The following is a 23101-nucleotide window of genomic DNA, read 5'->3' as shown; positions in this document are numbered from 1 at the left end:
GAGAGCATTTCCCAGTTGACAAAACTATAGGAACACCCCCCTGGCATGGAAGGTTTAAGCCTGTGTGATTCGCGAGCTAGCGAGCCCGCTTAACCTTGGCCGCTGCCTCGACAAACGACTTCCACAGGTCAAAGTCGGTCTCGAGCGTCTTCCACGTGTACTCAGGGTGCCATTGCACGCCCAGGCAGAACGGCTGGCCTTCGACTTCGATGCACTCGGGCACGCCGTCGGTTGCCTTGGCGACCAAGCGCGTGCTTTTACCCAGACGATCGACGCAGCAGTGGTGTGCGGAGTTGGTCTGGATCAGCCTGTGCCCGCCAACCGCGCGCTCCAGCAGCGAGCCCGGCACGACCTCGACAGGATGCACAGGGTCGTTGAGCACGTGGGTATGGCGCCACTGCGTGCGGCCCTCGCGCGCGCCCAGGCTCGGCACGTCCATGCACAGGGTGCCGCCGGTGGCGACGTTGAGCAGCTGCGTGCCGCGGCAGGTGGTAAAGAGCGGCTTTTTGGCGCGGAGTACCTCGTCGACCAGCTTAAACTCAAAACTATCGCGGATTTCGCAGCAGAGGGTGGGGTCGTAGGGTCGATCATCGCCCCAACGTTTGGGATTGACATCGGGGCCGCCGGGGATGGCGATGCCGTCGGCGATGTCGACGTAATGACGGATGACCTCAATGTCCTCGGTGATGGACATCTGCAGCGGCAGGCCGCCGGCAGCAAGAATGGCATCGACAAAGACACTTGCGATTTCCTCGTTGGGGGAGAGTGTCTCGCTTAAAAACGGCTTTGCCTCTTCCCAGCGCGGCGCCACCAGGATGAGCGGACGGTCGGCGGGGTCGACGTTGACGTGCGGGGTGTATGACGATGAAGTGCGAGTTCCGATCATAGGTGTTGCTTTCGAGTTTGGATGGTCATGGCGAGCGGATATGGCAATTGGGCTAGTGGCCCTTGATGGAGTTGAGGAAGTCTTGGGCGCGCTTGGTCTGGGGATGGTCGAAGAACTCGTCGGGCGCGCCGGTTTCCACGATCTGGCCGTCGGCCATGAACACGACGCGGTCGGCAACGCGGCGGGCGAAGTTCATCTCGTGCGTAATCACGATCATCGTCATGCCCTGCTGGGCCAGGCGGACCATGACCTCGAGCACCTCGTTGATCATCTCGGGGTCAAGGGCACTCGTGGGCTCGTCGAAGAGCATGGCCTTGGGCTGCATGGCGAGCGAGCGGGCAATGGCCACGCGCTGCTGCTGGCCGCCCGAGAGCTGAGCGGGCACCTTGTCGGCCTGTTCGGCAACGCCCACGCGGCTCAGCAGGTCCATGGCGCGCTCACGAGCTTCCTCCTTGGACACGCCCAGCACGTCGACCGGCCCCAGCATGACGTTCTGCAGCACCGTCATATGCGCGAACAGGTTGAACTGCTGAAACACCATGCCCAGCTCGGCGCGCATGCGGGCAAGATCCTTGCCTTCCTGCGGCAGAGGCTCGCCCTCGATGAGGATCTCGCCCGAGTCGATGGTTTCCAGGCGGTTGATGGTTCGGCACATGGTCGACTTGCCCGAGCCCGAGGGGCCGATCACGACGACGACTTCGCCGCGGTCGACCGAGAGATTGATGTCGTTGAGGACGTGCAGATCGCCATAGTGCTTATCGACGTGCTTGAGCTCGATAAGCGGCTGGTTGCCAGAAGTAGAAGTGCTCTGTGCCATGGTGCTCGGCTCCTTATGACTGGAAATGGTAAAGCGTTAGCGGATGATGGTCGCGCCGGTCTTGTGCGAAACGTAGACAGCGGCCTTGTTGATCGCGACGTTGATGAGGATGTAGATGACCGCGATCACCAGATAGACCGATACGAGCGCGTCGTAGTTGGTGATGAGCACGCGGGCATTTTGCATGAGGTCGGGGTAGCTCACCACATAGGCGACGGTGGTGTCTTTGACGACGACTACAAGCTGCGAAATCAACGACGGAATGATAAAGCGAATCGCCTGCGGCAGCACGATTTTAAAGGTGATTTTAGCTTTGGCGAGACCGAGCGCCTGGGCGGCCTCGACCTGGCCGCGCGGCACGGCATTGACGCCGGCGCGGAAGATCTCGGCAAGCACACCGGCTGCAGCGAGCGCGACGGGAAGCGTGAGCATCCAAAACGACGGCAGCGCGATCTTGTACTGGGGCAGCACCAAAAAGAAGAAGTAGATGAACAGTAGGCTCGGCACGCCACGGAAGAAATCGGTGAGCACGCGGCAGACCAGCTGCAGCGGCTTGATGTCGCTGGTGCGGCCGAGCATGAGGGCCAGACCCAGTACCAGCGCGATGGCGCCAGCGGTGAGCGCGACCTTTACCGTGCCCTCAAAACCGGCAAGTAAGAACTTCCAGGTAGTGAGGTGCGTAAAGAAATACCAATAGTGGACTGAAAGCTGACCGGTCACATAAAAGCGCTGCAGTACCAGAGCGATGAGCGCGGCCACGGCAACAAGTGAGATGGCGGTGCCGACGCGAATCTTGGCGCGCATCTTGGGGCCGGGAGCCTCGTAGAGCGCATCGCGCATGGTGAGCGCGGAGGTGGAGTGCTTGCTCATCGGAGGATCCTCACCTTCTTATCGATATAGTTGCCAATGTGGCTCACCACAAAGGCCGTGCCCAGGTAGCCGAGCGCCGAGATAAAGAACGCGGCGACGCCGCCGAGCGAGCGCGTGTTGATGTAGCTCACCACGCCGGTGAGCTCCTGCGGTTTCAGCGGCACCTGACTGCCGAGCGCGGTGGTGAGCATGACGGCGATAAAGAGGTTGGTCATGGGCAGCACGCTCGAGCGCAGCGCCTGCGGAATCACGATCTTGGCGAGGATACGGCTGAAGCTCATGCCCAGCGAGCGGGCGGCTTCCACCTGGCCGACACCGACGGTGTTGATGCCGCTCATAAAGTTCTCGGAGCCAAAGGCAGAACCCAAGAGCACTGTGGCGACGATGACGCAGGTGCGGTAGGGCAGGACGACCTTGAGCGGCGGCAGCGCGTAGACGACGATAATGAGCAGCGCGATGCCGGGGATGTTACGGAAGACCTGGACATACAGGTCGCCAAAGACGCGCAGCGGCTTGAGCGGCGACACGCGCATCACGGTGACGGCGACGGCCAGCACCATGGCGATGGCAAACGACTCAAGCGTCATGCCCCAGGTTGCTAGCAGCGCGTCGATATAGTTCTGGCCATAGAGCGACCAGAGCTCGGAGAGACTCATGCGGACCTCCCGCCGATAAGGAAAGGGGCTCCCGTGTGTACGGAAGCCCCGACAACTCAGTGATGAAACAGTTTAGCGCAATAAAGCGAATCATGCGTTTCCGTATGGTTTCGTTGCGGCCGTTACCAGGCTCGCTGCTTAGGCGCCGATCTCGGGCAGCTCGGGAACATTGGTGTCGCCCGTACGGTCGCCGATGCAGATCTGCCACAGCTCGGTCCAGGTGCCGTCGTCCTCGATCTTCTTAAGGAAGTCGTTGACAAAGGCGACGCCGTCGGAATCGAGCGGCAGACCGATGCCATAGGGCTCCTTGCTGCCGAAGGGCTTGCCGGCAATCTTGTACTTACCGGGCTCGCGGACCAGGGCGCTCTGCTGCATGTTGTTATCGATGACGTAGGCGTCAACGCGGCCCTGTTGGAGTGCCTGGCGTGCCTCCTCGTCGGTCTTGAACTCTTGCTGGCTGGCCTTGGGGGCGAACTCCTCCAGAATGGCGGGGCCGTTGGAGCCGGACTGGACGGCGACGTTCTTGTCGGCCAGGTCGTCGACGCTCTTGATGTCGTCGTTATCGGCGAGCACCAGGATAGCCTGCTGGGTGTAGTAGTAGGGACCGGCAAAGGAGACGAGCTTCTTACGCTCGTCAGTGATGGTGTAGGTGGCAAAGACGGCGTCGACCTGGCCGTTCTGCAGGACGGACTCGCGCGTGTCCGAGGTCACCTGGGTGATCTCGACCTTGTTCTCGCCCAGAATGTAGTTGGACAGAAGCTGCGCGATGCCGGCGTCGAAACCGCGGGTCTGACCGTCCTTCTCGTTGAGGAGGGAGAAGAGCGTGGAGGTCTGAACGCCACCGATCTTAAAGACGCCGGCGTCCTTGACGGCCGTCGCCCAGGCGCTGGCGGCGATGGCGTCGTCATCGGCCTTGGGGCCGTTGTCGACGAGCTTGTCGAATGCCTTAGCGTCGAGCGTGGTGGAAGCCTCGGTATCCTCGGAGCTCTTGGAGGAGGCGGCGGAGCCCTTGTCGGCCTCGGCGCTGGTGTCAGAGCAGCCGGCAAGACCAAGGCCGGCGACGGTTGCGAAGCTGGCGGCAACGAAGCCGCGGCGGTCGAGAACGACCTGCTGGGAGAGGTTCTTGCTCATGGTAGAACACCTTTCTCAATAAAATCCCTAGCGGTTGAGTAGAGTTATACCCTATCCCGCTCAGATGGGTCAACACGAAATAACTCAGAAACATACTTACCTTATGGGTTATTGTGCCTACCAAAAAGAGACAGGCACCTTTGTGGTGGTTCTTGCAGATGTGGTGGCCTGTCTCGCTGCTTTGTCTCAATCTGTAACAGTTAGACGAGGAAATGGGTTCTACCTGTTACAGATCGAGATTTTCTCTTTAGGGGAATTCGAATGTCTCAATCTGTAACATCTGGACGGACAAAAGGTCCCTATCTGTTACAGATTGAGACAAAGGTCAGGGACTAAGACGTCTTGTCTCGATCTGTAACAGTTAGACGGGAATTCGGGTCCTAGATGTTACAGATCGAGATAATCGCGTCGCGAAAATATAAACCTCCGCAGGGGTGCTTTCCTTGCGGAGGTTTTCTTACTCGTTCAGTAGCCTTACGGCTTCGGCGGCCATGTTCTCGACCGTCATGCCGTTCTGAGCGAGCAGCTCGTTGGGGTCGTAGCGGTCGGGGAATCCCTTGGCGATACCAAAAGTGCGCGTGCGCAGCGGCGTGCAGGCCAGGTAGCACGCCACGCGCTCGCCCCAGCCGCCGTCCAAGATGCCGTCCTCGAGGGTGACGACAACGCGATGCTCGGCGGCAAGGCTGTCGAGGAACTCGCGGTCGAGCTCGGTCGCAAAGCGCGGGTTGACGAGCGTGGCCTCGATGCCGTACTCGGCAGCCAAGCGGTTTGCCACGCGCTCGCCCAGCTCAAAGAAATCGCCAAGCGCGAGCACGGCAACGTCGCGGCCCTGGCGCACGACGTTGTAGCGCGCGACGCCGTAATCGTCGCCCTCGGCAGGCGCCAGATCGGGGCGGCTTACCAGGCCAATGCCCGGCACGCGAATCGCCACGGGATGCTCGCGGTGATCGAGCGACCAGCTCAGCATGGACAGGTATTCCTCCATACAGGAAGGCGCCAGGCAACGCATATTGGGGAGAGCGCCCAGCATGGAAATATCAAAGAACGAAAGATGCGTCTCGGATGTGGTGCCAAAGATCGACGCGCCAAATACCAGGATGGTCGCGGGGGCGTCGTTGAGGCACAGGTCGTGCCACAGTTCGTCGTAGGCACGCTGCAAGAACGTACCGTACACGCCAAAGACCGGCTTGGCACCCGAGCGGGCGAGTGCGGTGACAAAGGTCACGGCGTGCTCCTCGGCAATGCCCACGTCGACAAACTGCTTGCCTGCCGCGGCGCGAAGCTCGGGTGTAAAGCCCATGATGTAGGGCGTGGCGGCCGTGATGCCCACGACCTGCGGATCGCGCTCGATGGCGGCGCTGAGCGCCTCGCCCGTAATGTCGGCATAGGTGCGCGGCGCAGGCTCGCTCGGATGGCCCGGGCAGAGCTTGCGCCCAGTCGCCATGTCAAACGGACCCACATGATGCCAGCGCTCGGGGTCGCTCTGGGCTGGCTCAAAGCCCTTGCCCTTTGCGGTGGAGACGTGCAGCACGATGGGATGATCGATATCGCGCAGCTCCTGCAACGCGTCGACCAGGGCCAACACATCGTTACCGGCGTCCAGATAGCGGTAGTCGAGCCCCATCGCGCGGAAAACGTTGCGCTCGCAGGTGCCGTTGCTGGCGCGCAGCTCGGCCAGATTGCGATACAGGCCACCGTGGTTTTCGGCGATGGACTGGTCGTTGTCATTGACGATGATGATCAGGTTGCTGTCGAGCTCGGCGGCATTGTTAAAGCCCTCAAACGCCAGACCGCCCGAAAGCGAACCGTCGCCAATGATGGTAATGACGTTGTAGCTGTCGCCCGCCAGATCGCGGGCGTGTGCCAAGCCGCAGCCCAGGCTCACCGATGTGGAGGTGTGGCCCATGGCGAACAGGTCGTGTTCGGACTCGTCGGGATTGGCAAAGCCAGAGGCCTCGCCGTAGCGTGCCGGGTCGATATAAGTGTACGCGCGCCCAGTCAGCGCCTTGTGGGCATAGGTCTGGTGCGACACGTCAAAGACAATTTTGTCGGTGGGGGAGTTAAACACGCGATGGAGCGCAACCGTAAGCTCAACGACGCCCAGGTTGGGGGCAACGTGCCCGCCGACGGCGGCGGAGCTTTCGAGGATGGCGTGGCGGATCTCGCCGCAGAGCAGCGGAAGCTCGGCGCGATCGAGAGCCTTGACGTCCTCGGGCGTTGTCGTTTGCGTAAGCAGCATCGTTGTGGGTTACTCCATGCGAATCGTGCGCCGGCACTCCCTCGGCCGGCACAATTGCACAAGACAGTCTCGCACATTTTGGCGTTTGATATGTGACGGCGGCGCGGTAATTCGCCAACTGGTGGGGCAAAACGTTTTGTCCGATGCCATACTGGTAAATTCGATGATGATTTTATTCATTGCGTGCAGGCTGCGGCTTGCCGCCGAGCGCCGCCGGAAGGAGGCCGCATGTCCGATACCGTTCGTGCCGAGAAAATCGCGCGCGAGGTCGACGATGCCGCCCGTCAGCTTGCCCAGGCGGGCCGCTTGGACCTGATGCATGAGTTTATCCAACATGGCGATGTGACGGTCTATACACATGTGACCTCGGTAGCGCGGGCAAGTCTGTCCTTTGCCGAGCGCCTGGGCCGCGTCGGTATCTCCGTCGACCGCTTATCGCTGCTGCGCGGGGCCCTGCTGCACGATTACTTTCTCTATGACTGGCACGACCCCGACCCAAGCCATCGACTGCATGGCTTTCGTCACCCGTTTTTTGCCCTGGCGCGTGCGGAGGAAGATTTTGAGCTGACGTCGCGCGAGCGGAATATCATCGCGCGCCATATGTTTCCGCTGGTGCCGGTGCCGCCGACGTGTCGTGAGGCATGGATTGTGTGCCTGGCGGATAAATGGTGCGCGCTGCGCGAGACGATTGCCGGCCGTCTGCCGCGCAAAGGCGGCGCGAACGATTTGAACGAGGGTTCGAGCGACGGCTCGAGCAAAGAATCGAACGAAAAGAGGAGTGGGTAGACGGTGGGAACCGCGATCGGCATGGCATTTGACGGCGCGACGCTTGCCGCTTGTCCGCTCTCGGCGCTGGTACTCTCGTTTGCCTTCTACGGTTTTTGCGGCTGGGTATGGGAGTCGACAGTCTGCGCCATGCTCAACCACGGACGCTTTGCCAACAGCGGCTTTTTGCTAGGGCCGTGTTGTCCCATCTACGGTGCGGGCGGCATCGCGTGCTGGTTGCTGCTGCGTGGAATCCCAGACGCCTCGAGCCAGTTTGTCGCTGCCGCGCTCGTATGCAGCGTAATCGAGTACAGCGTGGGCGTGCTGTTGGAAAAAACGACGGGTGCCCGGTTTTGGGATTACTCGCATCTGCCGTTTAACCTGCACGGACGCATCTGCCTGTACTGGGCCTGCGCGTTTGGCTTGGGTGCGTTGTGTATTTGCCGTTTAGTGGAGCCGGCATTGCTGGGGCTGCTTGGCCATCTGCCGGTGCTGATTGTGCGGCTGTCCGCCTTTATCGTCGCGGTCGCGATGATGGTCGACGCGGCGTGCTCGTTGGCGAGCTGGCGGCGTCTGTCAGATCAGCTGGAGCGTGTGCGCGCCGACCTTGCCGACCGCATCAATGAGTCGCTTGCCGATGCCTCCGACTCTATGCTCGAACGTATTCCCGATTCGGCGATCGACTCGGTGGCGCAGACGCATATCCGCGGTCGCGCCGTTAACGCGTGGCTGGCGGAGCTGGGCGACGCGGCACTCGATGCCCTGCGTGAGAAGGCTTCGATGCCGACGTTTATCTCGGATGGTGCTCGCGGCCTGGCGCTTGCTGCCCGCCGCGTTGCCGATGCCGCGCCGAGCATGCCGCGTCCGTCGCTCAGTCGTCGCCTTGCCGGCAAGCACATGAGCCGTCCGGTGCCGAGCGTGTCGCTCAGCCGTCGTGACCTGCGCTTCTTCAATGCTTTCCCGCGCTTGCGCATCAACCGCTACGAGGGTGTCATCCGAGCCACCAACCTCCGCGACCGAGCCCGTGAGCTGTTCCGGCGCTAGCCGGGACGGGCGCGCTCACGGCTCCCTTGCCCTCGCATTTCCCGTTCGTTTCGCGCCCGTTGCCGCGCCGTTTCCAAGATTGCGGCACCGTTTCCATTCGACAACGCAGCGTTTAACAACGCCGTATCTGGTCTACACCAGTTGCCCCTCGGCCGCACTATGGGCGCCGACAACGTTCATGCGACCAAGGGGGAGCGAATGTACGATACGGGGTCGACAACGTTTATGCTCATCTGCACCATGCTCGTGTTTTTAATGACACCGGGCCTGGCGTTTTTCTATGGCGGCCTGTCCAGGCGCAAAAATGTCATCAACACCATGCTTATGTGCTTTGGCGCCATTGGCCTAGTTGGTGTGCTGTGGATTGTTGCCGGCTGGTCGCTGGCCTACGGCGGCGACGGCTCCAGTCCGTTTATTGGAGGCCTTGACCAGCTGCTGTGCCTGCCGGTGCTCAACCAGGTGCTGCAGGCGGCCGAGGGCAATGCTGCGGACGGTGCCGTCTACCCTCAGATCATCAACATCGCCTTCCAGATGGCGTTTGCCATGATCACCGCCGCTATCATTACGGGCAGCCTGGCCGGTCGCGTTAAGTTTGGTGCCATGACGGCCTTCCTAGGCATTTGGCTGCTTGTGGTCTATGCGCCGCTCGCCCACATGGTTTGGGGCGGCGATGGCTCCTTTATCGGCGACATCATCGGCGCGCTCGACTTTGCCGGTGGCGACGTGGTGCACATTTCGTCCGGTCTTACCGGCCTGGTCCTCTGCTTAATGCTCGGCCGTCGTCGCGGCTTTGGCATGGTGAGCTACCGTCCGCATAACGTACCGTTTGTGGCGCTGGGCGCCGGCCTACTTTGGTTTGGCTGGTTTGGCTTTAACGGCGGCAGCGAGTTTAAGGCCGACGCCGTGGCGGCGCTCGCCATCCTCAACACCGTGACGGCCAGCGCGGCAGGTATGGTCTCGTGGCTTGCCGTCGAGCGCGTGCACACTGGTCGTCCCACGCTGGTGGGTGCCAGCACCGGTCTGGTCGCGGGCCTCGTGGTGGTCACGCCGGGCGCGGGCTTTGTCGGGCCGTGGGCGGCGCTGGTCATGGGCCTGATCGTATCGCCCGTCTGCTACCTGGCCATCAGCCATCTTAAGACCAAGTTCGGCTACGACGATGCGCTCGACGCGTTCGGTTGCCACGGCATCGGCGGCATCTTGGGCGGCGTGCTCACGGGTCTGTTTTGTGTGCCGGAGCTCTCGTGGACCGGTAAGGGCGGCCTGTTCTACACGGGCGACGTGTCGCTGCTCATCTCGCAGATCCTGGGCATTGTGGTGACGGTCGCCATCGTGCTGGTGCTCGACTTGGTGATTGTCGCGGTGGTCAAGGCACTGTTCCGCGGCAGCCTGCGCGTGGACGAGGCCGACGAGGCCCTGGGTCTGGATGCGAGTCAGCACGGCGAGAGCGCGTATCCTTCGTTTAGTGGTCTGGACTAACAGTTTCAAACGTTCTGTCAGACCAACTCTTAAAGAGAGGAATTCACTATGAAGAAGATCACGGCAATCGTTCGTGCCGAGAAGCTCGAGGTTCTTAAAGACGCGCTGTTTGCTGCTGATGTTCGCGGCATGACTATCAACCAGGTGCAGGGCTGCGGCGCACAGCATGGCTGGAAGGAATACGTGCGCGGCAACGAGTTGCTTGTCAACACGATCCCTAAGGTGCAGTTCACCCTTATCTGCGCTGATGAACATGTCGATGGCATTGTCGACATCATCTGCAACGCCGCCCGCACCGGTGCCGTTGGAGACGGCAAGATTTGGGTCGAGCCGGTCGAGGATGTTATCCGCATCCGTACCGGCGAACACGGCCCCGCCGCGGTGTAGAATCGACCGTCTGCCATCCGCAACGTTAAAATGCTGCAATGAGGCACAAGGCTTGCGTTGCGGATGGGCGGATTATGGGTCGCAATAAATATCCCGAGGAGACGGTCGCGAAGATTCTCGACGCGGCACTGGAGCTATTCTGCGCACAGGGTTATGAGGGGACGAGCATTCAAGATATCGTTGACCGTCTCGATGGCATGACCAAGGGCGCTGTCTATCATCACTTCAAGAGCAAAGAGGAGATTTTCAACGCCGCATTTGATCGGGCAATGGCTCCGATTGTTGAGCACCGTCGCTCGATGCTTGGCGTCGGTAATATGACCGGCGCCCAAAAGCTAAAAAGGCTTTACGCTTCCGAGTCCGTTGTTCCGCAAATTGAGCTATGGGCACGTATGCGTCCTGCAGCAGATCCGGTAAAAAGCTCGCGTCTACTGGCGATGCAGTACCAGGGCTCGTTTGACGAGTCAGCCGATGGCTGTCTCTTGCCAGTGATCGAGGAGGGCATCGCCGACGGATCCATTGCGTGCGAATGCCCGCGCGAAGCGGCGGAGGCCGTATCGTTGCTGGCGAATCTCTGGTTGCTGCCACTGTTTCGTCCGCTTGAGCCCAAGGATCGAATGCTCGCTCGCGCTCAATGTTTGGCGCAGATGGCCGCCGCGGTGGGACTCGATTTGGGTGAGGAAGTGCTCCAGACAACGGCACGGATTTGGGACGTATGGGACCGTGCCGGGTGGTAATATAGATACCAACGGTATGTAATTGATTTGTGAGGGCAGCTCAGGCTGCCCTTTTCAAGTCGATAAATACATACTAACGGTATGTATGGGGGCGGACTTATGGCTGGGCTGAGAGACGTCAGCGTCTCGTTGAAATCAAAAACAGTGCGGTCAATCAGGCTCGCGGAACTTCTGGTTGCGCAGCTGTGCACGTATTCGATGCTGTCGGCGCTGTGCTTTGCGTATCCACTTTACTTGTTCGATTGCAGTGGATCGTCAACGTTATATGGCGTCGTCGTGGCGATAGCGTTCATACCCGGCGTACTCGCAGCTCCGGTTGGCGGAATCTTGGCGGATCGGGGAAGACATCGCGAGGTCCTCGTGGCCCTCGGCATTGCTCTGATGACTGCATCGCTGCTGTCTATCCCCATGAAGCGCTCGTTGCCTCTTGCGGTCGTCGTAGTAGCGATACTTTGTGTTCAATATGGTGTTCAATCGCTGCTAAAGCCAATGCTCCAAATTGAGACGGTGCGCATGGCGGGTGAAAAGAAGGTTGAGCGGGCCACTGCATTGGTTTCGCAGGTGACCATGGTGAGCAATATCTTGGGTCCTGTGGTCGGGACGGCAGTCTATGGGTGCTTTGGCATCGATGCTCTTTGCACAACCGCGTCGGTGGCGTTTGCGATTTCAGCTCTCTTGTTTGGGGTCGCACTCAAGCAAAATGCCTCATCTGAAACGATGGGAGACGGCGCGACTCGCACGACATGCCGAAACGATTTTCGGGAGTCGATTCGGTATCTGTTGCAAAATGCATCATTGGTCGCTGTGATTTTGCTTGCGGCCGTTTTGAACCTTGCGTTGGTTGGGCTAACGATTGGCGCTCCCATTATTGTTACAAAGCATCTCGGCATGCAATCGTCCTGCGTTGGGATAGTTGAGGTTGCTCTGGGCTTGGGTGGTCTTACCGGCAGTGGCTTGGTCGGCATTTGGCCGCATCGCTTTTCTTTCAATGGCATATGTCGATATGTTGCGATGATCTGTTTTGGAGTCGCGCCGATCATTGTCGCGCTATTGTGCGGCACTGATGTATGTGCGTTCGCCGTGTTTGCAGTTGGTTCGGCATGGGTCATGGTGTGGGCAAGCATTGCGTCGGTTGAAATCATCGCGTTTGTTCAGCGGGCAGCGCCGACTGAGCTCTGCGGAAAAGTGCTTTCGGTCGTTTACATGGTCCTTTCCTGCGCAACGCCTATCGGCCAATTGACGTACGGGGCTGCATATGGTCGATGGACACCGGCGATTGTATTCGCAGCCATGTTGGCGGTGCTGACGTTGATGACGGCTCTGTTTTATCGGCTGAAAAATCGATTGCGGCGATTGTCTTAACGCGCTGGGGCACCGTGAATTTGTGAAGGCGGTGGTACGCCGCGCCGGGACGGCATTGTTTGGACATGCCTCTCCTTCGTCTACAATATCGGGCAGACGAAGGAGAGGCATGTCCATGATCAAGATGTTCGCGAGTGACTTAGACGGAACGCTGCTGAACGCCCTGCACGAGGCGGATGGGACCATCCGCCGCGCCATTCGCGAGCTGACTGAGGCTGGCCTGCACGTGGTTCCCGCGACTGGACGATCGACGTTGCCGATCGGCGAGCATGGCTTTACGGGCCTGGCGCTTGACGCCTGCTGCTCCAATGGATCCATCGTGCGCGACAACCATGGCGAGGTGCTCAAGACTTGGACCATCGATCCGCAGGTCACTGAGGAACTGCTCAAGGCGTTCCCGGACATTTGCTTTGATTGTTCCACGCCCGATGGCATGTACTCGAGCGGTTCGTTCGAGATGCATCAGGCGGGCTTTAAAAAGGACAGCCCCATCAAGCGTATTGTGATGCGCGGCATGCGTGCGCGCGGTGGGTATCACGAGGAGCAGTATTTCGACCAGTCGATCGGTGACATCCTGCGCCACGATGTATGCAAGATCAATTGTCGCGTGACCTCGCCCGAGCTGGAGCGTGACCTTAAGGCCTATCTTGCCGAACGCTCGGACCATGTGGTCAACGCGCCGTTCGATCCGGTGATGTTCGAGATCACGGACGTGGCGTGCAACAAGGGCGAGAGTGTGGCCTGGCTGGCGGGCTACTACGGTATTGCCGAGGACGAGGTCGCGGTCTACGGCGACGGCGGCAACGACATCGCCATGCTCAAGCGTTTCCGCCACAGCTATGCGACCAAAAACGCTAGCGATGCAGCTAAGGCTGCTGCGAGCGCAACTATCGGCAGCTGCATGGTCCACGCCGTCCCCAAACACATGCTCGCCACCATGCATAAGCAGAGCTCCCGCACCATCATTGAATAATGTGACAAAGGGACTGTCCCTTTGTCACATGGGAGATACCGGCTTTTGGCGTATAGGACTGTCACGCTTTCGCCACCAACAAATTTCGAGTTATTCGGCCTGTCGGAGGTCGTTAAATGGCTAAAGATGCCCTCTCGGGAACATTCATGCCTCTAATGGTGTTTGATTCGGTGACGTAAGTGCGCAAATGGGCATGTATACGCTCAAATAAGGACAAAAACCCTCAGATAATCCCGGCGGTGCATTTATACAAAACCAGTAGCGTGGCCGAATAAATCGAAAAATGTAGTTGGCAGTTCGGCGACAAGCTCGGGTATGGCAAAGGAACTGCTCCTTCGCCATACCCGAGCTCCGATCTTCTGAAATGCGAACAAACATTCGCATATCTAACTGCGCTTTGATAGAATCGGTATCGTTGACGGCAGTTCCATGTGCCGGGCAGCGCCCTCCATCTGATGGGAGGTGATGCCCATGACCGATTTGATTGATTTCGTGAGGCTCCTGACCGCATTGGTCTCGCTTCTTACGACGCTTATCGGACTTTCCGAGGTACTCAAGCAACGCTCGAAGCGTAACAGAAGGGGTCGCCGCCGCTAAGGCGTTGACCCCCTAAAACAAGCAACGGCGCTGCCCAGCCAGCTACAACTTGGGCTGCCGTCAACACTATTCTACCCATGAATGACATTTTGGACAATCGGTAATGCCGCCGTGGGATGTGACAAAGGGACTGCCCCCTCGTCACATTCTAAATATTGCCTTTACGTGTTGATACACACGGTGTGCAATAATACTCGCACTGTGCAATAGCGCACAGGCTGAGTAACAAGGAGGACGCTTGTCCCAGCTCGAGAAATGCGATCGCAGGTCCCTTCGCTCGCAGCGTGCCCTTCGCCAGGCACTTGCCAGCGAGCTTGCCGAAAGCGGCGATCTTTCGCGCATTAATGTCGCGTCGCTCACCGAGCGCGCTGGCCTTACGCGTCGCACGTTCTATTCGCACTACCGCGATATCCCCGACTTTATCAATCAAATCGAGGACGGCTTGCTGGCCGAGATCCGTGAGCGCATTGAGTTCATTACCGCAGCTCAGCTGCCTGATCTCTATCACAATATCGATGAGCTCGAGCCGGCGCCCGGTTCGGTTGAGCTGCTGCGTTATCTTGCGGCCAACCGCGACTTAATCGGTGCGCTGCTGGGGCCGGGCGGCGACCAGGCCTTCATTAAAAGGATTATCGACACTGCGCGTGAGGCTGTGGTGCCGCGTGCGCAGACGGGCATTTTGGGCCTGGCGCTGGGCACATTCTTTGACTACTACGTCACCTACGTCGTGAGTGCCGAGGTCGGCATGATTCAGCGCTGGTTTGAGCGTGACCTTTCCGAATCGCCCGAGGCCATGGCGCGCATCATGACGGTTATCGCCTTTGTGCGCCCCGGTGACCTGTATGGCCAACCCATCGATATCAACGTGCCGGAATACGGCATGAAGCTATTGAACTTGCAGCTCGAGGACGCGGCCGACACCGCCGCAACCGTCGAGTCCAACAACTAAGAGGAGAGACAATGAGCAAACTCGCCGAAGGCATTAAGGACCGTATAGTTGCTGCCGCGCGCGAGGCCGCGCCCGCCGTGGCGGACGCCGCGCAGAAGGCCGCGACCGCTGCTGCCGAGAAAGTTGTCGAGGCTGTTGCCGAGGCCAAGAACGCGGCAGGGGAGACGTCCGTCGCTAGCGAGCCCGTAGCCGCCGCCCACGCCCCCGAAGGCGCGATCTTCAACCCCGAGGCCGCCCGCGGCAACCTGCACCTGGGCATCGACGTGGGCTCCACCACCGTTAAGCTCGCCGTGCTCAACGACGACAACCAGATCGTCTACGCCAAGTACCAGCGTCATCACACCGATGTCCGCGCTTGCGCCCGCGACCTGTTCGCGGGCGCTGCGACCGTGCTGCCGACGGCCCAGATGACCTGCGCCATTACCGGCTCGGGCGGCCTGCTGCTGTCCCAGTGGCTCGACCTGGAGTTTGTCCAGGAAGTCATCGCCAGCAAGCGTGCCGTCGAGACCCTCATCCCGGCCACCGACGTCGCCATCGAGTTGGGCGGCGAGGACGCCAAGATCATCTACTTCGACAACGGCATCGAGCAGCGCATGAACGGCACCTGCGCCGGCGGTACGGGCGCCTTCATCGACCAGATGGCAACCCTGCTGCACACCGACGCGAGCGGCCTCAACGAGCTCGCGGCCAACGCCACCACCATCTATCCCATCGCCAGCCGCTGCGGCGTCTTTGCCAAGACCGACGTGCAGCCGCTGCTCAACGAGGGCGCCCGTCCCGAGGACGTGGCCGCCTCCATCTTCCAGGCCGTCGTGACCCAGACCATCTCGGGCCTGGCGTGCGGCCGTCCCATCCGCGGCAACGTCGCCTTCCTGGGCGGCCCGCTGCAGTATCTCTCCGAGCTGCGCCACCGCTTCTACCTCACGCTCAACCTGGACGAGGAGCACCGTATCGTGCCCCAAAACGCCCACCTGTTTGTAGCGAGCGGCGCCGCCATGGCGCACGAGTCCAACAAGCTCAGCACGTTCCCACAGCTTATCGAGGCCATCGACAGCTTGGGCGACACGCAGGGTGCTGAGGTCGAGCGCCTGGATCCGCTCTTTGCCACCGACGAGGACTTTGCCGAGTTCAAGGGTCGCCACGACACCGAGGTCGTCCCCAAGGGCAAGCTCGACGGCTACACCGGCCGCGTGTTCATCGGCATCGACGCCGGTTCCACCACCATGAAGGCCGCGCTCGTGGGCGAGGACGGCCAGCTGTTGCATACCTGGTACGGCAACAACAACGGTGACATCCTGGGCACGGCCAAGGTCATCATGGCCGATTTCTACAACCACATCCCCGCGGGCTGCACCATCGGCCACGTGACCACCACGGGCTACGGCGAGGCGCTGCTCATCGAGGCTCTCAAGGCCGATTCCGGCGAGATCGAGACCGTCGCGCACCTGCGCGGCGCCAAGGCGTTCCTGCCCGGCGTCGAGTTTATCCTGGACATCGGCGGCCAGGACATGAAGTGCCTGCGCGTCAAGGACGGTGTCATCGAGCACATCATGCTCAACGAGGCCTGCTCGTCGGGCTGCGGCAGCTTTATCGAGAGTTTCGCTGTCTCCATGAACATGGACGTGCGCGCGTTCGCCGACGCCGCCATCCATGCCAAGGCCCCCGTCGACCTGGGCAGCCGCTGCACGGTCTTTATGAACTCGCGCGTCAAGCAGGCGCAAAAGGAAGGCGCCACGGTGGGTGACATCGCGGCCGGCCTGTCCTATTCCGTCATCAAGAATGCCCTGTTCAAGGTCATTAAGCTGCGCGACCCCAAGGAGATCGGCAGTCAGGTGATCGTCCAGGGCGGCACCTTTATGTCCGATGCCACGCTGCGTGCGTTTGAGCAGCTCACCGGCGTGCATGCCGTGCGCCCCGACATCGCCGGCTGCATGGGCGCCTACGGTGCGGCCCTGCTCGCCCGCGATCGCGCCGGCGCCGACGGCACCTCGACCATTCTTTCTGCCGAGGATATCGCGCACCTCACCGTGACGCAAAAACACGTCCGCTGCGGACGTTGCTCCAACAACTGCCAGCTCACCGTCAACGATTTTGGCGGCGGTAGGCGCTTCATTACCGGCAACCGCTGCGAGAAGGGTGCCGGCCACAAAAAGCAGAAGACCGAGGCCCCCAACCTCTTCAAAAAGAAAAACGAGCTGCTCTTTAACCGCGAGGTGCTGAGCCCCGACGAGGCCCCGCGCGGCACCGTCGGCATTCCGCGCGCGCTCAACATGTACGAGAACTACCCCTTCTGGCATGCGTTCTTTACGCGCCTGGGCTTTAGCGTGCAGCTGTCCGACCAGTCGAGCAAGAAGACCTACCAGGCGGGTATCGAGTCCATGCCGTCCGAGAGCGTGTGCTATCCGGCCAAGATGAGCCACGGCCATGTGATGAACCTTATCGACCGCGATGTCGACTTTATCTGGATGCCGTGCGTGCGCTGGGAGCGCAAGGAGGATCCGACCGCCGGCAACTGTTACAACTGCCCCATCGTCATGAGCTACCCCACGGCGTTGGCACTCAACATCGACGAGATCCGCGAGCAGAACATCGAGTTCCTGTACCCGTTTGTGCCCTATCATGACAAGACCGAGCTCAAGCGCCGTCTGTATCAGGTGCTCGCCGTCGACCGTGTGGCCGATGCGCAAGCCGGTCGCGGTCGCGTGCGTGGGCCCAAGATCACGCGCTCCGAGGTCGATGCCGCTGTCAACGCTGCCTTTGAGGCCGATGCGCGTTTCCATGAGGACATCCAGACCATGGGCGAGGAGGCTCTTAAGTGGGTCGAGGACCACGGTGGCCACGGCATTGTGCTCGCCGGCCGCCCCTACCATAACGACCCCGAGATCAACCATGCCCTGCCCGAGCTTATCTCGAGCTTTGGCTTTGCGGTCTTTACCGAGGATTCGCTCGCGCACCTGGTAAAGCCTGAGCGTCCGATTCGCGTCGTCGACCAGTGGATGTACCACAGCCGCCTGTATGCCGTCGCCCGTTTTGTGACGATGCGCAACGACCTGGATCTGATCCAGCTCAATTCCTTCGGCTGTGGCCTGGACGCTCTGACCACCGACCAGGTGCAGGAAATCCTTGAGGCCAGCGGCAAGATCTACACCGTGCTCAAGATCGACGAGGTGTCCAACCTGGGCGCTGCGCGCATCCGCATCCGCTCGCTCATGGCGGCGCTCAAGGACCAGGAGGCCGAGCGCTTGGCCGAGGCCACGGCCGCGGGCGAGGCCTACGAGCAGGGCGACGCCGCGCCGGTGGCGCCCTCCACGGATGCCCCCGCGTTTGCGAGCCGCAAGTACACGTTCGAGGCTCAGCGCGAGAGTGCTTCGACCGCGTGGCCCAAGGTGCCCTTTACCGAGCAGATGCGCGACGAGGGCTATACCATCCTGTGCCCGCAGATGGCGCCGATCCACTTTGACCTGGTCAAAGAGGTGTTCCGCGGTGCCGGCTACAACCTTGAGCTGCTGCCCTCGACCGACCACGATGCCGTCGAGGCTGGCCTGCGCTATGTGAACAATGACATTTGCTACCCGTCGATTTTGGTGACGGGCCAGATTATGGAGGCCATCGAGAGCGGTCGGTACGACCTGTCCAAGACCGCCGTGGTCATCAGCCAGACCGGCGGCGGCTGCCGTGCCACCAACTACATCGCGCTCATCCGCAAGGCCCTGCGCGAGAGCGGCCACCCCGAGATCCCCGTGATCTCGCTTTCGGCCGTGGCGCTGGGCGAGGACAACCCCGGCTTTAAGCTGACGCCGGCGCTGCTTAAGCAGGCAGTCTACGCGGTGCTCTTTGGCGACGTGATGATGCAGATGCTCTACCGCTGCCGCCCGTACGAGGCCACGCCTGGTGCCGCCAACGCGCTCTACGAGGAGTACATGGCGCGCGCTCGCAAGCTGGCACCCAAGTTCAACAGGCATAACTACACCAAGCTGTGCCGCGAGGCCATCCGCACGTTCGACACCATGCCGCTTGTGGGCGAGGGCACCAAGCCGCGCGTGGGCGTGGTCGGTGAGATCTTGGTCAAGTTCCATCCCACGGCTAACAACCACGTGGTCGATGTCATTGAGCGCGAGGGCTGCGAGGCCGTGGTGCCGGGCCTGCTCGACTTCTTCCTGTACTCCATGAGTAATGCCGAGCTGCAGAAGGACGAGCTGGGAAGCTCTGCTACCACGCGCGCTGGTATGCAGGCGCTCATCAAGCTCGTGGACTGGATGCGTACGCCGGTGGAGGAGATGCTCGAAAAGTCCCGACGCTTTGAGGCGCCCGAGCGCATCGGTACCATGGCCGACAAGGCCCGTACGGTGCTTTCGGTGTGCAACAACATGGGCGAGGGCTGGCTGCTCACGGCCGAGATGCTCGACCTCATCGACCACGGCGCGCCCAACATCATCTGCACGCAGCCCTTCGCGTGCCTGCCCAACCACGTGGTTGGCAAGGCCGTGATCAAGGAGCTGCGCCGCCAGCATCCCGAGAGCAACATTGTCGCGGTGGACTACGACCCCGGTGCGTCCGAGGTCAACCAGCTCAACCGTATTAAGCTCATGATCAGTGTGGCCAAGGAGAACATGCGCGCCGGCAAGGGCTTTAAGCTCGAGAAGGTGGCGCCGCTCGCGATGGACGAGGTCACCGGCCAGATGCGCGCCCACGACGGCTGCGTGAGCTGCGAGTCGGCCAGCGAGGAAGCCGTTGCGTCGGTCGCCGAGCGTCTGGGACGCGGCATTAAGAAGTAGCTTGCCCGCTATGGGCTAGATATGAGACAAACGGGTGGCAGCCGTGCCGGCTACCACCCGTTTTTGCTGGACATATGTTGCGTAAACGCCCCAACTATCACCCTTTGCGAACTTAGATTTCGGAAGTATGCGGCAAAATCTGAATAGGCCGAGCACACCGGATATGACAAAGCTCTGTACCTGCGGTTTTATTGGCGAAAATCAGGACGTGCTCAAGAGTTTCGGAATTTGCCGCATACTTCCGAAAACGACGTCTCGGTGGCACCAAAAACTGCCCTCGGAACCCCTGAGATAATGAACATATGTAGCCGTTTGCCGCGAAATACCGCCCGTTTATAGAACCCACCCCCAGCGCGCGTCATCCTTACGGTTGAATAAATACACATCTATGGAATTACGTAAGAGAGGGCCGTTCCATGAGCTACAAGACCGTTTGTGTTGCCGGCGGCGGCGTGTTGGGAAGCCAGATTGCCTTTCAGGCTGCCTACTGCGGCTTTGATGTAACGATTTGGCTGCGCAGCGAGGGCAGCATCGGCCGCACCCAGCCCAAGATCGATCACGTGCGCAAGGAGTACATCGCGGCAATCGAGGGCATGGCGGACGGCACGGGCGAGTGGTGCGCCGGTATCGCCGATGGCACCCAGCCCTTCGACAAGGAAGCGGCGCTCGCCGCCGTCGAGCGTGCCTACTCCACACTCAAGCTGGAGCTCGATCTTGCCAAGGCCGTGGCCGACGCCGACCTGGTCATCGAGTCTATGGCCGAGGACACTCAGGCAAAAATCGACTTCTACAAGAAGCTCGCCCCGGTTCTGCCGCAAAAGACCGTCATCGTGACCAACTCATCCACGCTGCTGCCGAGCACCTTTGCCAAGTACACCGGCCGTCCCGAGAAGTACCTGTCGCTGCACTTTGCCAACTCCATCTGGAAGAACAACATGACCGAGGTCATGGCACAGGACCAAACCGACAAGCGCTACTTCGACGAGCTCGTCGACTTTGCCAACGATATCCGTATGCTTGCCCTGCCCGTCAACAAGGAAAAGAACGGCTACCTGCTCAATTCCATGTTGGTGCCGTGGCTGCTTTCGGGCCTTGACCTGTATGTTTCGGGTGTGAGTGACCCCAAGAGCATCGACCTTGCATGGACGCGGGGCACCGGCGCCCCCAAGGGCCCGTTCCGCGTATTCGACACGGTGGGTATCCAGACGGCCTACAACATCGTCATGCAGTATCAGAAGGTCCCGGGCCTGGTGAGCCCGCTGCTCAAGAAGATGATGATGCCCTACAACTTTAAGGCTATGGCATCCGTCCTCAAGAAAATGCTCGACGAAGGTAAGCTGGGCGAAAGCTCGGGCGAGGGCTTCTTCAAGTACTAAAAATGATCTCTTGGGGGCGGAAGCGTTGAGGATCTACGGTAGTATGCGACAAGATCTGAATAGGTCGAGCAAGAGCTGTAGCGCGCGTTGACGTTTGCCCAATAGAACGCAAAAATGCACCGTTCGCCGATACTCCTCTCGCGAGTGGTTGCCATATGGTTTGATGTTGGAAACATATGATTGCCGACAGGCCGTAGGTGACATTCGCCATGATATCGGAGGTACCAAGTATGTTTCGTGCTCCGTTAAACAAGTATCGGGCTGGCTGACATGAGCCGCCGTTTTGTCTCGATAACCGTTGCAGTGGTTTGCCTGGCAGTGCTTCTGGGCGCTATAGGGCAGTTCGCTATAAGTCGAGAAACAGCCTATATGCAGGAATGCGTTTCCGAAGGCTTTGCCATTGACGGTTACTATCGGGATGACGAAACAAGTCGGGAAACCCTGGCTTTTCTTGAGGAGGACAACTGTCGATGGCAGCTGGTCGACCAAGACGGAATCTGCACAGACGGGCAGTTTAAGCGTACGGATGACCCCAACATCCTGATATTAAAGAAGGAAAACGGCGAAGAATTCGGTACGGTCCACGTGGCGTATATTTCGCGCCGACGCGATCAGGGCTTGCTCTACCTATTTAGAGATACCAGGGTGACCCGTTTTTATCTGGTGAGTACCGGTCCGGCGTTTACAGTGGAGTCTGGCGATGTCGATACGGACAGCTGATTCACGGCAATAAATCAGCGAGCGGGGCGCGGCCATGGACCGCGCCCCGCTCTTTGCTCGTGGCCCGCGTCACGTCTGCGCCAAGTCGTGACTCGCGGCTGCGCGCATCCATCCCACGTCGCGTATTACTGCACATCAAACTCCACGCGATCGAGCTCGGGCACATTGAGGTCGATGAGCTTGCGGGCTACACGGCGGTCGTGTGCCCCAAGCGCCTCGCTTGTCGTCACATGGGCGACAACCTCGCGCTCGACAAGGCCCTCCTCCTCGTCTTCGGTGGCCGAGGTCTCGACGGCAACGGTGTAATCCTTAAAGCCCGGCAGCACCGCGGCAAGCTCGCGCGTGGTTTCGGTGACGCCATAGCCGTCCTGCACGCCGGCCTGCGCCGAGCCAATGGATCCCGCGGCCATAACGATGCAGGGGATGGCAAAGATCACCGTGCCCACGATGATGCGGCGGCGCACCTTGTGTGACAGCTCATCGACCTCGGCGTTTTCCTCGGCGGTCACAATGCCGTCGCCGTTGAGGTCGCGCTTGAGCGGCACGCGCAAAAGAAGCAGCACGGCTTCGGCAGCCAGTGCGATAAAGACCACGTTGATGCCAAACTCGTAGAGGGCCGAGAGAAACAGCGACCCGCTCGCGATGGCGATGCCATAGCCCGCCGCGCACAGGGGCGGCATGAGCGCGGTCGCCACGGCCACGCCGGCGATGAGCGTGGCGGGTTCCTGGTCGCGCGAGTTGCCCAGTCCGCCCGCAAAGCCGCCCGCGAGCGCGACGGCAAGGTCCCACACAGTCGGTGTCGAGTTGTCGATGATGGCGGCCGTGGTGGTGCCAAGGGGCGAGAGCTTAAAGTACAGCGTGGACGTGATTAGACAAAAGACCATCTGCAGCGCGAGGCCGGCAATTGCCTCGACGGCAATCTCGCGGTCGAGCGTGGCAATGCCGTATGCCATGGCAAGGACCGAGCCCATGAGCGGGCAGATGAGCATGGCACCTACAATGGCGATATCCGAGTCGATATCGAGGCCGATGCTCGCGATCAACATGGCAATGATCAGGATGCATAAGTGCGAGCCAGTCAGGCGCGCCCCGTTTACAAAGCGCTTGCGAATCACGTGATAGGGCGCGCGTCCCTCGCGAATGTTGAACGCCTGCTTAAGGAAACGGGTGGCATTCTCCATGGCCTCGCTGTGTGCAGGGCGTATACCGTGACGACGATGATGACGCTCGCGCAGCCGCTTGATCTGTTGTTTGTCGAGTTCCATGCTTACCTCGTTTAGCTTCTGAGCCGCTTCTTGCGTCTGTCGTCTTTACTCTACACCGCGTTAGGCGAGGTGTCAG

18 protein-coding genes are annotated in these 23101 nt (G+C 60.4%); 11 read left to right on the top strand and 7 right to left on the bottom strand.

The features are described 5' to 3' along the window. Window positions 1-76: 76 nt before the first annotated feature. From DW925_RS01010 to DW925_RS00985, 6 genes are all read right to left on the bottom strand, one after another. Window positions 77-886: a gamma-glutamyl-gamma-aminobutyrate hydrolase family protein gene (locus DW925_RS01010; RefSeq protein WP_117637640.1), complete on the bottom strand. Its 810-nt coding sequence runs from the start codon at window positions 884-886 to the stop codon at window positions 77-79. Between the two features lie 52 nt (window positions 887-938). Beyond that, the gene (locus tag DW925_RS01005; RefSeq protein WP_117736130.1) at window positions 939-1703 is read right to left on the bottom strand and encodes an amino acid ABC transporter ATP-binding protein; all 765 of its coding nucleotides are present in this window, start codon (window positions 1701-1703) and stop codon (window positions 939-941) included. Window positions 1704-1739: 36 nt separating this feature from the next. Beyond that, window positions 1740-2573 carry an amino acid ABC transporter permease gene (locus tag DW925_RS01000; RefSeq protein ID WP_117640234.1) on the bottom strand — a complete coding sequence of 278 codons (834 nt, stop codon included), beginning with the start codon at window positions 2571-2573 and terminating at the stop codon, window positions 1740-1742. Then, entirely contained in the window at window positions 2570-3229 is a 660-nt protein-coding gene (locus tag DW925_RS00995; RefSeq protein WP_022094657.1) for an amino acid ABC transporter permease, read from the bottom strand. The genes DW925_RS01000 and DW925_RS00995 overlap by 4 nt, the downstream gene beginning before the upstream one ends. Before the next feature lie 138 nt (window positions 3230-3367). Continuing rightward, complete coding sequence (locus DW925_RS00990) at window positions 3368-4360, bottom strand: glutamate ABC transporter substrate-binding protein (RefSeq protein WP_117790170.1); 993 nt, start codon at window positions 4358-4360, stop codon at window positions 3368-3370. Between the two features lie 457 nt (window positions 4361-4817). After that, on the bottom strand, window positions 4818-6599 hold the full coding sequence (locus DW925_RS00985) for a 1-deoxy-D-xylulose-5-phosphate synthase (protein ID WP_117790169.1): 1782 nt from the start codon (window positions 6597-6599) through the stop codon (window positions 4818-4820). 228 nt (window positions 6600-6827) lie between these two features. Here DW925_RS00985 and DW925_RS00980 point away from each other — a divergent pair, with 228 nt between their 5' ends. The 11 genes from DW925_RS00980 (at window position 6828) to DW925_RS00930 (ending at window position 21760) form a co-directional block, all read left to right on the top strand. Continuing rightward, window positions 6828-7385 carry an HD domain-containing protein gene (locus DW925_RS00980; RefSeq protein ID WP_117790168.1) on the top strand — a complete coding sequence of 186 codons (558 nt, stop codon included), beginning with the start codon at window positions 6828-6830 and terminating at the stop codon, window positions 7383-7385. A 3-nt stretch (window positions 7386-7388) separates the two neighbouring features. After that, window positions 7389-8408, top strand: a complete 1020-nt coding sequence (locus DW925_RS00975; RefSeq protein WP_233540202.1) for a putative ABC transporter permease — start codon at window positions 7389-7391, stop codon at window positions 8406-8408. A 198-nt stretch (window positions 8409-8606) separates the two neighbouring features. After that, window positions 8607-9884 carry an ammonium transporter gene (locus DW925_RS00970; RefSeq protein WP_117640242.1) on the top strand — a complete coding sequence of 426 codons (1278 nt, stop codon included), beginning with the start codon at window positions 8607-8609 and terminating at the stop codon, window positions 9882-9884. 48 nt (window positions 9885-9932) lie between these two features. Next, window positions 9933-10271, top strand: a complete 339-nt coding sequence (locus DW925_RS00965; RefSeq protein ID WP_117775909.1) for a P-II family nitrogen regulator — start codon at window positions 9933-9935, stop codon at window positions 10269-10271. Between the two features lie 74 nt (window positions 10272-10345). Then, a complete protein-coding gene (locus DW925_RS00960; RefSeq protein WP_158565718.1) occupies window positions 10346-11008 on the top strand; it encodes a TetR/AcrR family transcriptional regulator in 663 nt (220 codons plus the stop codon). Between the two features lie 99 nt (window positions 11009-11107). After that, window positions 11108-12370, top strand: a complete 1263-nt coding sequence (locus DW925_RS00955; protein WP_158565717.1) for an MFS transporter — start codon at window positions 11108-11110, stop codon at window positions 12368-12370. Window positions 12371-12479: 109 nt separating this feature from the next. Next, a complete protein-coding gene (locus DW925_RS00950; RefSeq protein WP_369831891.1) occupies window positions 12480-13343 on the top strand; it encodes an HAD-IIB family hydrolase in 864 nt (287 codons plus the stop codon). An 835-nt stretch (window positions 13344-14178) separates the two neighbouring features. Next, a complete protein-coding gene (locus DW925_RS00945; protein ID WP_117790165.1) occupies window positions 14179-14889 on the top strand; it encodes a TetR/AcrR family transcriptional regulator in 711 nt (236 codons plus the stop codon). A gap of 11 nt (window positions 14890-14900) precedes the next feature. Beyond that, window positions 14901-19664: a 2-hydroxyacyl-CoA dehydratase gene (locus tag DW925_RS00940; protein ID WP_117790164.1), complete on the top strand. Its 4764-nt coding sequence runs from the start codon at window positions 14901-14903 to the stop codon at window positions 19662-19664. Window positions 19665-20080: 416 nt separating this feature from the next. Further along, window positions 20081-21040: a 3-hydroxyacyl-CoA dehydrogenase gene (locus tag DW925_RS00935; RefSeq protein WP_117790163.1), complete on the top strand. Its 960-nt coding sequence runs from the start codon at window positions 20081-20083 to the stop codon at window positions 21038-21040. A gap of 270 nt (window positions 21041-21310) precedes the next feature. Next, window positions 21311-21760, top strand: coding sequence for a hypothetical protein (locus DW925_RS00930; protein WP_117790162.1), 450 nt, complete (start codon window positions 21311-21313; stop codon window positions 21758-21760). 125 nt (window positions 21761-21885) lie between these two features. On the opposite strand, the gene DW925_RS00925 is transcribed toward DW925_RS00930, so the two are convergent. Next, window positions 21886-23025, bottom strand: a complete 1140-nt coding sequence (locus DW925_RS00925) for a DUF389 domain-containing protein (RefSeq protein WP_117790161.1) — start codon at window positions 23023-23025, stop codon at window positions 21886-21888. Window positions 23026-23101: the final 76 nt, after the last annotated feature.

The organism is Collinsella sp. AM43-1 (assembly GCF_003467925.1).
Classification (GTDB): domain Bacteria; phylum Actinomycetota; class Coriobacteriia; order Coriobacteriales; family Coriobacteriaceae; genus Collinsella.
Note: the sequence above shows the minus strand (reverse complement) of the source record. Positions and strands in the feature narration are given on the sequence as shown.